Origin of the sequence: Flavobacterium bizetiae (assembly GCF_024271895.1) — a bacterium.
GTDB classification, from domain to species: Bacteria; Bacteroidota; Bacteroidia; order Flavobacteriales; family Flavobacteriaceae; genus Flavobacterium; species Flavobacterium bizetiae.
In genome coordinates this window covers 4495317-4508659 of the sequence record NZ_CP091861.1, presented here as the reverse complement: position 1 = coordinate 4508659, position 13343 = coordinate 4495317, and the positions used below count along the sequence as shown (strand labels likewise).

Below are 13343 nucleotides of genomic sequence, written 5' to 3'. Positions count from 1 at the left end.
ACATGGTGTTCCAAAGTTAGTGATGATTAAATTGCCTCGCTCCCCGAAATGTTTACTGAAAAGCTGCGCAAATGCCCGATCGCGCAGATTTAGCTCCGCAACGATCGCGCGGATTTGCAACCCGATCGCGCAGATTTATCTCTGCAACGATAGCGCGGATTTGCAATCCGTGCCCGCAAAGTAATTACTTCAAAACCTCACAAATAAAAAGTAAAACTTTTCACTATACTTTTTATTTTTGTAGGAAAAAAAAGAACGTGTCAACAAAATACAAAGCAATAACAACTGAGGAAGCCTATTTTATAACTGTAACTTCTGTAGGATGGATAAATATATTTACAAGATTAAATCAGAAAAACATCTTAATAAGTGCTTTAAAGTATTGTCAGGAAAATAAAGGTTTAGAAATGTATGCCTATTGTATAATGAGCAGCCATATTCATTTACTCTGCAAAGGAACTAATGGTTTTGTATTATCTGATATTATTAGAGATTTTAAAAAATTTACATCAAAAAAAATAATACAAACTATAATAGATGAACCTGCAAGCAGAAGAGAATGGATGTTGGAATATTTTCAAAAGTCATGTGAACATTTAAAAAGGAACCAGACTTATAAAGTATGGCAAAATGGCTATCATGCAGAACATATTTACAGCAATAAATTTATTAAACAAAAAATTGATTACATCCATAACAATCCTGTAAAAGATAAAACTTTCAGTTCGGCTGAAGATTATTATTTTAGTTCGGCAAGGAATTATTCAGACTTAGAAAATGATTTAGATGTTGTTTTGTTAGATTTGTTTTGAAAAAAATCTATAGCATTCCAGAAAATATCAATGACAATTGAAATTTTTTGATTTGCATTGCGTCCAATCTTTGCGGGCACGGATTGCAAATCCGCGCTATCCGGCTCTCTTCACTTTTATTAGAATATTTTTGACTTATTATTAAATAGTAATACAATGGCGTAGATTTGAATAATCGATTGTACTATATTAAAAATACCATTCAAAGGCCGATTTGAAAAGTTTCTTATAATTAGTGGTAAACTAGTAAGGCCTAATAAGACCAATATTAGGAGTAAGTATTTTATCCAAAATACTCCTAATCTAATCATTAATCCGAGAAATATCAAAAAAACTATTGTAAAAAAGCCAACTATCATTGCTGTTTTTGATGATAATAGACCAGGAATTAGTAGCAAATTTATTGCACCAACTAAAGCGGATAAGAAAATTAGATTTGAAGATTTAATATATTTTTTGTTAGATGTAGTTTTCATTAAGAGAATAAATATTAAAAAAATATTGAATTTTAGTTCGAGATAAATATAATAAATGATTTTATATACCGAAATGGTAGTGACTCCACTCTCCAAAGAGTTCCTTATAAAGAAATGCGCAAATATCTCTGACTTTGCGCATTTTTAAACCTTAAACCAAATAAAATTCACCCAATTGCTTCAACAAAAAAAAGCCCCAGATCCATCTAGAGCTTTCATTTATATAATATCAATTCAAAAAAACTTTCCACCTTACTGCCTTCGCGTCAAAAAAAACTAAATCGAATTTCGATCGATAAAATTAAAAGGCACTTTAACCTGTCCTTTTTCTTTGTTCAGGATCATTCGGGCAACAGTTTCTCCCATGACATTAAAATCCGTAGACATTACCGTTATTCCTAATAATTCTTTCAGAGGCGTATCGTTATAAGAGATTACTCCAATATCTTTTCCAAGGGTGAATTTCTCATCGCGAATTTGCTTCATTAAATTCACCAGATCCGATTCTTCTATGGTAATGAATAAATCTCCTTTTTTAAGAATCATATCATCGTAGACTTCGCTTAGAATTTCGAAATTGATTTCATGCTCGACACAAAATTTTCTAAAGCCGTGTAATATTCTGCGCGGATACGGATAAACTGCTTTGTCCGGATATACCAGAATCAGTTTCTCGTATTTTGTTATTTTGGCAAGACCTTCCTTTAAGGCATTATAAATATCATTTTCAAAATCCTGATATATTTTAATGATTTCGCCCTCCATTCCAATTTTAATATTGTCCATTAAAACCAGTTTCTCTTCAGGAATTTTCTGGATCGCTTTTGCAACTTCATCCGTAAAACTCAGGTGTTTTAAATCATCGGTTTTAAAGTGCGTTGTAATCACATAATAATCGTAAGCGCCTTCAAATTTATCCAGTAAGTTCAGGAACAAAGTTTCATCGCAATGATAAATGTGCAAATCAGTATGTGCATTGGCTCCAATAGTATCAATAAAAGAGTTGTACGTTTTCATTTTATACGCACTAAGCTTATTTAGTACGAAGAGTACATTTACTTTAGATTCGAGTTTTGTTCGCGTAATATAATAGCCTTTTCCTCTGATAGAAGAAATAATTTTTCGTTCTTTTAGAATATTATAAGCCTTTTCGACAGTATCTCTAGACATATAAAACTCTTCACTAAAACTGTTTATAGAGGGTATTTTTTGATTTATTTTTAAATTTCCGTTAGCAATATTTTGCAGGATCGAGTCTACAATTTGTTTGTATTTAGGAATCCTGGACTCTTCATCTATTTTAATAAGTTTAATCATTTTGTAAGTCTTGTAAATTATGCAGCAATCAATTGCGATATAATTTTGAGTTATAATTTGTGTAAAAAAAGTTTTGCCTAAAACGGTGAAATAATTCAGTCCGGTACTTTTCTCACAAAAGCGTTCAAATTAAATAAGGGTTGTTGTATGTTTTTGCTGATTTGTTTATTTAAGGCAAATTGAGGATATAATAATTACGAAATCGATTGCTAAAATAGAAATTTTAAATTTATATTTCCAATAATATCGGGCAGTTGTTTGTAATAATCTTCAGTTTTAACATAAATAACAAAACTATAAAGGATAGTACAGGACAGTTTTCTTTTTTACATTCTATTATTTTACAAAACCAAATTAACTATCAAATTAACCAAAAACAAAATTATTAATGGAATCATTATTAGGAATCATTTTTCATTCTATCGGAGGATTTTCTTCAGGTAGTTTTTATATGCCATTTAAAAAAGTAAAAGATTGGGCTTGGGAAAGCTACTGGATTGTAGGAGGATTTTTTTCATGGCTCATCGTGCCGCCAATCGCTGCATACTTAACGATTCCAAATTTTGTTGATATCATTGTAACAGCATCGCCAACAATAAAAACGTTCACCTTTTTAATGGGATTGATTTGGGGAGTAGGGGGACTAACATACGGTTTGGGAGTTCGCTATTTAGGAATGTCTTTAGGAAATTCTATTATTCTCGGATTTTGCTCTGCTTTTGGTGCTCTGGTTCCGTCTATTTATTATGATTTAAATCCTACAGAAGGCAAAATTTCGTTTACCGATATGCTTTCAAACCCAGGCGGTCGTCTTGTTTTGGCAGGAGTTTTAGTTTGCCTTATTGGAATCGCTATTTCCGGAAAAGCAGGGATCTTAAAAGAAAAAGATTTTGCAACAGGACACGAAGACAAAGACAAGGATTTTAGTTTAGTAAAAGGTTTGATAATCGCCGTTATTTCGGGAATTCTGAGTTCGTTTTTTAACTACGGAATCGAAGCGGGAAAACCAATGGCCGAAACCGCTGTAAATTACGGTTGCAACCCATTATTTCAAAACAATGTCACTTATATCGTTTTGATGTGGGGAGGATTAACCACCAATTTTATCTGGTGCATGTACCTGAATTTCAAAAATAAAACTTTCTCAGATTATACGAATACCAAAACACCCATTACTAAAAATATCCTTTTTTCAGGTATTGCCGGAACAATGTGGTTTTTACAATTTTTCTTTTACGGAATGGGAGAAAGTAAATTAGGAAACGGAGCAAGTTCATGGATTTTGCACATGGCGACGATTATCCTGACAGCGAATTTCTGGGGATTCTATCTCAAAGAATGGTCTGGAGTTTCTAAAAGAACCCTTAGAACTTTTGCTTGGGGGATTGCACTCATCATGCTGTCAATTGTTTTAGTTGGAATTGGAAATTCATTATAAACACACAAAAATAACATAACAACAATGTCGAATATAAATATAAATAATATGACTTTTAAGCATGTAAGCTATCTTTGGGATGACGCTAAGGCAGCAGCATTGGCAGGAGATGAAGTAGCGCTTTTCATTTATCGATCTAATTTATTAGGAGCCGATTTAAGATTGACAAACTATGGCGGTGGGAACACTTCGGTAAAAATTACGGACAAAGATCCGCTAACCGGAGAAACCTCTGAAGTAATGTGGATTAAAGGCTCTGGTGGAGACATTGGTACATTGACAAAATCAGGTTGTGCGGCACTTTATTTAGACCGTCTTCGTAATCTTGAAAATGTATACAGAGGCATTGAATTCGAAGACGAAATGGTAGAATTATTCAATCACTGTATTTTCGATCTGGCATCAAAAGCGCCTTCTATAGATACGCCTTTACATGGTTTTTTACCCTTCAAACATATTGATCACCTGCATCCTGATGCAGCAATTGCAATCGCTGCTGCAAAAGACGGAGCTAAAATTACCGAAGAATTGTTCAACGGCGAAATTGGCTGGGTAGGATGGCAGCGTCCTGGTTTTGACCTTGGGCTTCAGTTAAGAAGCTGTCTGGAAGAAGCAGAGAAAAAAGGCAAAAAACTGCGCGGTATCATGTTAGGATCTCACGGTTTATTTACCTGGGGAGATACAGCTTACGAAAGCTATGTGAATACCCTTGAAGTAATTGAGAAATGTGCCGAATATTTAGAAAATAACTACGGAAAAAAACGTCCTGTTTTTGGAGGTAAAAAAATAGAAAGTCTGCCGGAAGCGGATCGTAAATTAAAAGCAGCAAAAGTAGCTCCAATTTTAAGAGGATTCTGTTCTTCAGAACGTCAGATGATTGGACATTATACAGATGATGCAAGAGTTTTGGAATTTATTAATTCTAATGATTTGTCAAAGTTGGCTCCACTTGGAACCTCTTGTCCGGATCACTTCTTGCGTACCAAAATCAGTCCTTTGGTTTTAACCTTAGAACCTAACGAAGATTTATCAGATGTTGATGCGATCAAAGCCAAACTAACACCTGCTTTTGAGGCATATCGTGCCATGTACAAAGAATATTATAATACGTGCAAAAAGTCGAATTCGCCAGCCATGCGTGATCCAAATCCGGTGGTGATTTTATATCCGGGAGTGGGTATGTTTACGTTTGCCAAAGATAAAACAATGGCACGTTTAGCATCAGAATATTATATCAATGCAGTAAATGTAATGAAAGGAGCGGAAGCTGTTTCAGAATATACTTCGCTTCCACATCAGGAAGCTTTTGATATCGAATATTGGTTGCTTGAAGAAGCAAAGCTACAACGTATGCCAAAGCCTAAAGCATTATCAGGAAGAGTCGCTGTAATTACAGGTTCTGCTGGCGGAATTGGTAAAGCAATTGCTAAAAAGTTTGCTCAGGAAGGCGCTTGTGTGGTCATCAATGATATCAACGAAGAACGTTTAGAACAAGCTACAACTGAGTTTATTACCTTATTTGGGAAAGATGCTGTTGCAAGTACATTACTAAATGTGACCGACGAAAAAAGCACAGAAAAAGCATTAGATCAGGCTTCATTAGCTTTTGGAGGTGCTGATATTATAGTCAACAATGCAGGAATTAGTATTTCTAAATCTATTGCAGAACACACCCTTGAAGAATGGGACAGATTGTATGATATTTTGGTAAAAGGACAATTTATTGTTTCGAAAGCCGGAATCGAAGTAATGCGCAAACAAGGATTTGGCGGAGATATTGTAAATATTGTTTCTAAAAATGCAGTTGTAGCGGGGCCAAATAATCCGGGTTATGGTTCGGCAAAAGCAGCTCAGGCGCATTTAACACGTTTGATGGCTGCCGAATTAGGCGCAGATAAAATTCGCGTAAATACTGTAAATCCTGATGCCGTAATTTCAGATTCTAATATTTGGTCTGGCGGTTGGGCAGAAGGACGCGCAAAAGCATACGGTATTACCGTGGCCGAATTACCGGCTTATTACGCAAAACGTACCTTATTGAATGAAATTATATTGCCTGATGATATTGCAAACGCTTGTTTTGCTTTTGTTGGCGGTTTACTCGATAAATCTACAGGAAATGCATTAAATGTAGACGGCGGCGTATCAATGGGCTTTTACAGATAGATAGTTTAAGTTTTTAAGTTTGTTTTAAAGCAAAAGTGGTTTTTTGTGGTCTAACGTTCGATACCATTCGGGCGTTAGATTTTTTTAGAAAATCACAACCTGAGTAAAACAAAATAGCATAAAAAAGTAACGTTAAACCAGAGTTTACTGTATACAATTTAACCGTTAGCTTGTAATTTGAAACACCTTATTTATAACAAAAAACGATGTTTCTGTGTACTAAAAAGCAATTACAATCAAAGTGTTAATGTATATATTGTAATCTCTATTAAAAGATAAAATACTATGTTAATCGAATCCTATAAAATAGCATCTCACAACGAAGACTTATTAAAAAAACATCAAAATAAATTTGCCTTTACCGCATCAGAAATTGGTCATACAGAATCGATTATTCAAAAACTAATCGATTTTCAAATCGCGATTCCATCTTGGGCTTTAGGAACAGGAGGAACAAGATTCGGACGTTTTGCAGGAGGTGGAGAACCACGCTCGATCGAAGAAAAAATCGAAGATGTAGGATTGCTTCATGCTTTAAACAATGCTTCAGGCGCGATTTCATTGCATATTCCGTGGGATATTCCACAAGATTATAAAGCAATAAAAAGCCTTGCAGCACAACACAATCTGAGATTTGATGCCATGAACTCGAATACATTTCAGGATCAGGCAGGTCAAACGGATTCGTATAAATTTGGTTCATTACAAAACGTAAACAAAGCCGTTCGTAAACAAGCCATTGCACATAATATCGAAGTAATTCAGCACGGAATCGAATTAGGATCAGAATCACTAACAATTTGGCTGGCCGATGGATCTTCTTTTCCTGGACAATTAAACTTTAGAAAAGCCTACCAAAATACTTTAGAAAGTTTAGAAGAAATCTACGATGCATTGCCTTCAAACTGGAAATTATTTTTAGAATACAAATGTGCCGAACCTAATTTTTATTCTACAACAGTAGCAGATTGGGGACAATCGTATTCTTATGTAAAAAAATTAGGAGATAAAGCACAAACCTTGGTTGATTTAGGACATCATTTACCAAATGCCAATATTGAGCAAATTGTTGCTTTATTATTAATGGAAGAAAAACTAGGCGGTTTTCACTTTAATGATTCAAAATACGGAGACGACGATTTAACTGCCGGAGCTTTAAAACCATATCAATTATTCTTGATTTTTAATGAATTAGTGGATGGAATGGACGCTCGCGGAATGAATCACGCCAAAGATTTAGGCTGGATGATTGATGCATCGCACAACATAAAAGATCCGTTAGAAGATTTATTACAATCTGTAGAAGCCATCATGATTGCGTATGCACAAGCACTTTTGGTAGACAGAAAAGCATTAGAAATTGCACAACAGGAAAATGATGTTGTAAAAGCGCAGGAAATCCTTCAGGATGCTTTCCGTACAGATGTTCGCGCATTAGTTGCTGAGGCTCGTTTGCGTTCTGGTGCGGCATTAAATCCGGTAGAATTGTATCGCAGTCTTGCCATTAGAAAAAATCTGATAGGAGAAAGAGGTTTAAAAACCATGGCGACAGGACTATAATTATAAATTATTAATTGTTAATTATGAATTATGAGTTATGAGTTAATGCCAATGTTATTTATATGTTGGTTGTTTAAAAAAAAAACTAAGAAAAAAACATAATTCTGTAATCTATAATTAACAATTGATAATTAACAATTTACAATTAAAAAAATGAATGTAGTTGCAATTTTTGACATTGGTAAAACAAACAAGAAAGTATTTTTATTTGATGAAAACTATAAAATTGTTTGGGAAAAATCAGTAAATCTTGATGAAACAGTCGACGAAGATGGTTTTCCCTGCGAAAATATTGAGGTTCTTAAAAACTGGATATTCGAACGATTAGCAGAAATAAAAAACCTGACAGATTACATTTTAAAAGCCATCAATTTTAGTACGTATGGCGCCAGTTTTGTCTACATTGATGAAAACGGAAAAGTTTTAACTCCTCTGTATAATTACTTAAAAGAGTATCCGGAGGAATTAAAAAATGACTTTTATAATAAATACAAAGGAAAAGAAGCTTTTGCAGTAAAAACAGCTTCTCCTGTGTTAGGAAGTCTCAATTCAGGAATGCAAATTTACAGGCTTAAAGAAGAAAATCCTGAATTATTCGATCAGGTAAAATACTGTTTGCATCTGCCACAATATTTGAGTTTTCTTTTAACGAATGAAGCTTACGCCGATATTACCAGTATTGGATGTCATACCAATCTTTGGAATTTTAAGAAAATGAAGTATCATAAATGGCTTAAAAATGAAGCTATTTCGACTAAAATTCCGCCGCTGCATTACGGAAAAGATATTATAAAAAAAGACGGCGAATTGGCCATTGGTGTTGGTTTGCATGATAGTTCATCTGCGATTATTCCGTACACGATCAATTTTACAGAACCTTTTGTTTTATTGTCTACAGGAACATGGAGTATTTCTTTAAATCCGTTTAATACCAAGCCATTAACCTTTGAAGAATTACAACACGATTGCTTGTGTTATATGCAATACACGGAGAAACCAGTAAAAGCTGCGCGTCTTTTTTCGGGCAACGAACACGAAGTACAAACCAAAAGATTAGCAGAACATTTTAAGGTGCCTGTTGATACTTATAAAGAGGTTTATTTTGATAAAAAAATAGTGTCGAATTTACGGGCTTTAAATTTTCAGATTATTTATCCAAAGAAATATGATTTTGATATTCTAAAAGAATGTCCGTTTCAAAAAAGAGATTTAAGTAATTTTAAAAGTTACGAAATCGCTTATCATCAATTGATGCTTGATTTGGTAGAACAGCAGTTTTTTTCGACTAATTTGGTAATTCATAATAGTCCTGTAAAGAAGATTTTTGTGGATGGAGGATTTAGCAAAAATTCTATTTTCATGAATTTATTAGCCGAAGCTTATCCGGATATCGAAGTTTTTGCCGCTTCAATGGCGCAGGCAAGTGCTTTGGGCGCTGCATTGGCGATTCATCAAAACTGGAATCCTAAACCGATTCAGAATGATTTGATCGATTTGAAATTTTACAAACACTAGATTGGAATTAAAAATTTAGAATTAAAAATTAAAAATAGTCAGGTACAGATTAAGAGATGTTCTATATTTTTTTACGCTTAGTATGTCATCCCGAGGAACGAGGGATCTCCGCAAGAAACTAACGCAAAGTTTATACAGTATTTTGTCATCCTGAGAAACGAAGGATCACACGCGGAACTCTACAAAGATTATCGACATTGTTTGCGGAATTTCTAGTGTGATCCTTCGTTTCTCAGGATGACAAGATTATGGTTACTTTGCATGTTTAGATCTGTTTATATCATTTTTGATAAACTAAAATAGTATTATGAAAATGACGGCCCTAGCCCCGATAGAAGTGGAAATCCTTTTGTGCCGGTGTTCGGCACAAAAGATTGGAGTGTATAGCGGGATTAGCTCCTGAAAAAAATAACAATCAGACTGAAATAAAAATCTGCTAAATCTGCAAGATCTGCGAGAGAGAAATAGCCACAGATTACAGGATTAAAAGGATTAAAAAATAAGAGCTTCTCAATACATTGTGATTTTTTTTTAAACACATAGAAACATAGATTTAATATTTTATTATTTGAGGTAGTTAAAAAAAATCCAGATTTTTACACATAGCTTTGTGATTACGCTATGTGGTACTATTAAAAGTGAAACGACTTTTAAGCTTTCCAATATCTATGTTTCTATGTGTTTAAAATGAAAGCTTAGTTTAAAAATAAAAAAATAACACACAGAAAACATAAACTTTGTGTGTAAAAAAGAGCATAAAAAGGGATACATTTTTTTAAATTCGCGTTATGAGGTTTGATGATTTCAATTATCGTTCGAATTTGTAACAAATATCTCAGTGTTAAAAAAACAGCATATGAAAATCGGATTATTTATACCGTGTTATGTCGATCAGTTTTATCCAAAAGTGGGTATCGCGACCTATGAACTTTTGCAGAAATTAGGTTGCGAAGTTCATTTTCCGATGGGACAAACCTGCTGCGGTCAGCCGATGGCCAATAGCGGATACCAATATTTAACCAAAGGCTGCGATGCTAATTTTATCGCCAACTTTGCAGAATTTGATTATATTGTTTGCCCTTCCGGAAGTTGTGTTTTGCATGTAAAAGAACATTTGCATGACGAAAAACAAGCCGAACTGGCAGCAGAAATGCGCAAGAAAGTATTTGAACTCACCGAATTTATAACTGACATTCTTAAAGTAGATTCTATCGATGGAAATTTTCCGTATCGCGTAGGAATGCACGTAAGTTGTCACGGTCAGCGTGGATTAAAGCTTTCGCAGATGACCGAATTAAACGCGCCATTTTTTTCTAAACCAGAGCAATTATTGCACAATATAAAAGGTTTAGATTTGGTTGCTTTGTCTAGAAAAGATGAATGTTGTGGTTTTGGTGGGACATTTTGTGTGACCGAAGAAGCTGTCTCTGTAAAAATGGGCCAGGACCGAATAAGAGATCATGAAAATCATCATGTAGATTATATTACAGGTGGAGATATGTCGTGTTTGATGCATTTAGAAGGAATTCTAAAAAGACAAAAAAGCCCGATTAAAACAATTCATATCGCCGAAATATTAAATTCTTTGGGAAATTAAAAGTAGGCGTTGGTTATAGTTTTTAACCGCAAAGTACGCTAAGAAAAAATACGCAATCCCGATAGCTATCGGGAGCTAAGATAAAAAAGTAGCTTTGCGAACCTTGCGTAAAACCTTGCGAGCTTTGCGGTTAGATAAAAATCATCATAAGTATTTCAAAATTGACTTTCAAATAATAAAGATGTCATCAGAAAAAATAATAGAACATAGCGAAGCTGCAGCACGTTTTAATAAAGATGTAGAACGGGTAAACTGGCACGACGAAACACTTTGGTTTGTTCGTGAAAAACGGGATAAATCCGCGCATCAGATTCCGGATTGGGAATTGCTTCGCGAAACGGCTTCAAAAATTAAAAATAATGTGCTTTCTAATATTCACGATTATTTAATTGAATTTGAAGCAAATGCTCAAAAGAACGGCATCAAAGTGCATTGGGCGGCTGATGCGAAAGAACATAACGAAATAGTGCATTCGATCATGGCAAAACATGATGTAAAGCAAATAGTGAAGTCAAAATCGATGCTTACAGAAGAATGTCATTTGAATGATTATCTGGCCGGAAAAGGCATAGAAGTAATCGATTCAGATTTGGGAGAATATATCGTACAGCTTCGTAAAGAGCCGCCAAGCCATATTGTTTTACCGGCAATTCACCTTAAAAAAGAAGATGTAAGCGAAACTTTTCATGAACATTTAGGAACAGAAAAAGGAAATATAGATCCTCAATATCTAACCGAATCGGCTCGTTTGAGTTTAAGAAATACTTTCTTAACGAGAAAAGTAGCTTTAACCGGAGTAAACTTTGCCATTGCAGAAACAGGCGAATTTGTAGTTTGTACCAATGAAGGAAATGCCGATATGGGCGCACATTTGGCCGATGTTCACATTGCTTGCATGGGATTCGAAAAACTGATTCCGCAGCGTAAACATTTAGGCGTTTTCCTGAGATTATTAGCCAGAAGCGCCACAGGACAGCCAATTACTACTTTTTCGAGTCATTTTAAGAAACCAAGAGACGGAAAAGAAATTCATATCGTGATTGTCGATAACGGCAGAAGCACACAATTAGGCAGAGAGGATTTTAGAAATTCTCTTAAATGCATTCGTTGTGGCGCGTGTATGAACACATGTCCGGTTTACAGACGAAGTGGTGGACATAGTTACCATAATGCCGTTGCAGGGCCAATAGGTTCTATTTTGGCACCCAATTTAGACATGAGTAAAAATGCCGACTTACCTTTTGCAAGTACACTTTGTGGTTCTTGCACCAATGTTTGTCCGGTAAAAATCGATATACACGACCAGTTGTACAAATGGCGTCAGGTTTTGGTTAAGGAAGGGCATACGCCAAAAGCAAAAACCGTTGCAATGAAAACGATGGCAACTGTTCTGGCGAATCCAACTATTTTTAATATTGCCGGAAAATCAGGGCGTTTTGTAATGAAAAATGTTCCCGGATTAGTCAATAATAAAATGAACAAATGGTACGATCAACGTGAAATGCCAGCCGTTCCAGAAGAATCTTTTAGAGAATGGTACAAGAAAAATTCAAGAGAAGCAAAAGCAAAAGACAATGAGTAGTAAAGCAGACATTTTAAATAAAATAAAGCAGAATCAACCCGCTGTAGTAACTGATTTGCCTGACTTGAATCTTTTAAGTTCAGAAAATCCTGATGTACTTGAGACTTATAAAACAGTATTGAAAAACATTGGCGGAGATCCTGTAGAAGTGACCAATTATGCTGAAATCATTGCATACATAAAAGGAAATTACAATCTACAAAAACGCTTGATAACGACACTTCCGGAACTTGCTGAGCTTGCAAGTTTAGATTGGACAAACGATGATCCGCATTCTCTTCAGGATGTAGAATTGAATGTTATAAAAGCTCATTTTGGCGTAGCCGAAAATAGTGCACTTTGGGTAACAGACCATGTGTTAGGACAAAGAGTGTCGCCTTTTATAGCACAATATTTGGCCATTATCGTTCATAAAAAAGATATCATTGCTACTATGCATCAGGCTTATGATCGCATTGGTAATCAGGAATATGGTTTCGGGACTTTTATTGCAGGACCATCCAAAACCGCTGATATCGAACAATCATTAGTTTTAGGAGCTCACGGCGCAAGAGGCTTAATCGTTTTTTTATTGGATTAAATGATATAAAAAAAAAATCTGCGAGAAAAAAAATCAGCACAAAGTTTATTTATAATCCTCTGAAGTAAACCCACAAAGCAATTATAGCCAGCCAGAACAAGAAATTATTTACAGTTTATAAAATAGAAACTTAAAGAGGATTCAATATCCTCTTTTTTTTATTCACACAGACCTGATAAGATTTGTGTACATCAAATAAAAGTTTAATTTTACCCTATTATATATTGCCTTCCCGCTTGTCAGTACAAAATAATCCTTCCTAATTATTTTGACAGGTTGTTGGTCTAAGAAGGTATTTGT

At 34.7% G+C, this 13343-nt stretch carries 9 protein-coding genes; 8 read left to right on the top strand and 1 reads right to left on the bottom strand.

The window, feature by feature from the left end:
* Positions 1–257 precede the first annotated feature (257 nt).
* Positions 258–812: an REP-associated tyrosine transposase gene (locus tag L0669_RS18875; protein ID WP_263759387.1), complete on the top strand. Its 555-nt coding sequence runs from the start codon at positions 258–260 to the stop codon at positions 810–812.
* A 752-nt stretch (positions 813–1564) separates the two neighbouring features.
* Here the strand turns inward: L0669_RS18875 and L0669_RS18870 are convergent.
* Positions 1565–2605, bottom strand: coding sequence for a GntR family transcriptional regulator (locus L0669_RS18870; RefSeq protein ID WP_263759386.1), 1041 nt, complete (start codon positions 2603–2605; stop codon positions 1565–1567).
* Between the two features lie 388 nt (positions 2606–2993).
* Between L0669_RS18870 and rhaT the strand changes: the two genes are divergently transcribed.
* The 7 genes from rhaT (at position 2994) to L0669_RS18835 (ending at position 13043) form a co-directional block, all read left to right on the top strand.
* Positions 2994–4043 carry an L-rhamnose/proton symporter RhaT gene (rhaT, locus tag L0669_RS18865; protein ID WP_263759384.1) on the top strand — a complete coding sequence of 350 codons (1050 nt, stop codon included), beginning with the start codon at positions 2994–2996 and terminating at the stop codon, positions 4041–4043.
* A 24-nt stretch (positions 4044–4067) separates the two neighbouring features.
* Complete coding sequence (locus L0669_RS18860) at positions 4068–6209, top strand: bifunctional aldolase/short-chain dehydrogenase (protein WP_263759381.1); 2142 nt, start codon at positions 4068–4070, stop codon at positions 6207–6209.
* A gap of 285 nt (positions 6210–6494) precedes the next feature.
* Entirely contained in the window at positions 6495–7769 is a 1275-nt protein-coding gene (locus L0669_RS18855; RefSeq protein WP_263759379.1) for a sugar isomerase, read from the top strand.
* Positions 7770–7922: 153 nt separating this feature from the next.
* Positions 7923–9284: an FGGY-family carbohydrate kinase gene (locus tag L0669_RS18850; RefSeq protein ID WP_263759377.1), complete on the top strand. Its 1362-nt coding sequence runs from the start codon at positions 7923–7925 to the stop codon at positions 9282–9284.
* Positions 9285–10140: 856 nt separating this feature from the next.
* On the top strand, positions 10141–10881 hold the full coding sequence (locus L0669_RS18845) for a (Fe-S)-binding protein (protein WP_263759375.1): 741 nt from the start codon (positions 10141–10143) through the stop codon (positions 10879–10881).
* A 181-nt stretch (positions 10882–11062) separates the two neighbouring features.
* Positions 11063–12463: a lactate utilization protein B gene (locus tag L0669_RS18840; RefSeq protein WP_263759374.1), complete on the top strand. Its 1401-nt coding sequence runs from the start codon at positions 11063–11065 to the stop codon at positions 12461–12463.
* A complete protein-coding gene (locus L0669_RS18835; RefSeq protein ID WP_263759373.1) occupies positions 12456–13043 on the top strand; it encodes a LutC/YkgG family protein in 588 nt (195 codons plus the stop codon). The genes L0669_RS18840 and L0669_RS18835 overlap by 8 nt, the downstream gene beginning before the upstream one ends.
* Positions 13044–13343 lie beyond the last annotated feature (300 nt).

Coding starts and splice junctions, on each gene's coding strand:
- L0669_RS18870 (WP_263759386.1), bottom strand. CDS start 2,605: ATGATTAAACTTATTAAAATAGATGAAGAGTCCAGGATTCCTAAATAC.
- rhaT (WP_263759384.1), top strand. CDS start 2,994: ATGGAATCATTATTAGGAATCATTTTTCATTCTATCGGAGGATTTTCT.
- L0669_RS18860 (WP_263759381.1), top strand. CDS start 4,068: ATGTCGAATATAAATATAAATAATATGACTTTTAAGCATGTAAGCTAT.
- L0669_RS18855 (WP_263759379.1), top strand. CDS start 6,495: ATGTTAATCGAATCCTATAAAATAGCATCTCACAACGAAGACTTATTA.
- L0669_RS18850 (WP_263759377.1), top strand. CDS start 7,923: ATGAATGTAGTTGCAATTTTTGACATTGGTAAAACAAACAAGAAAGTA.
- L0669_RS18845 (WP_263759375.1), top strand. CDS start 10,141: ATGAAAATCGGATTATTTATACCGTGTTATGTCGATCAGTTTTATCCA.
- L0669_RS18840 (WP_263759374.1), top strand. CDS start 11,063: ATGTCATCAGAAAAAATAATAGAACATAGCGAAGCTGCAGCACGTTTT.
- L0669_RS18835 (WP_263759373.1), top strand. CDS start 12,456: ATGAGTAGTAAAGCAGACATTTTAAATAAAATAAAGCAGAATCAACCC.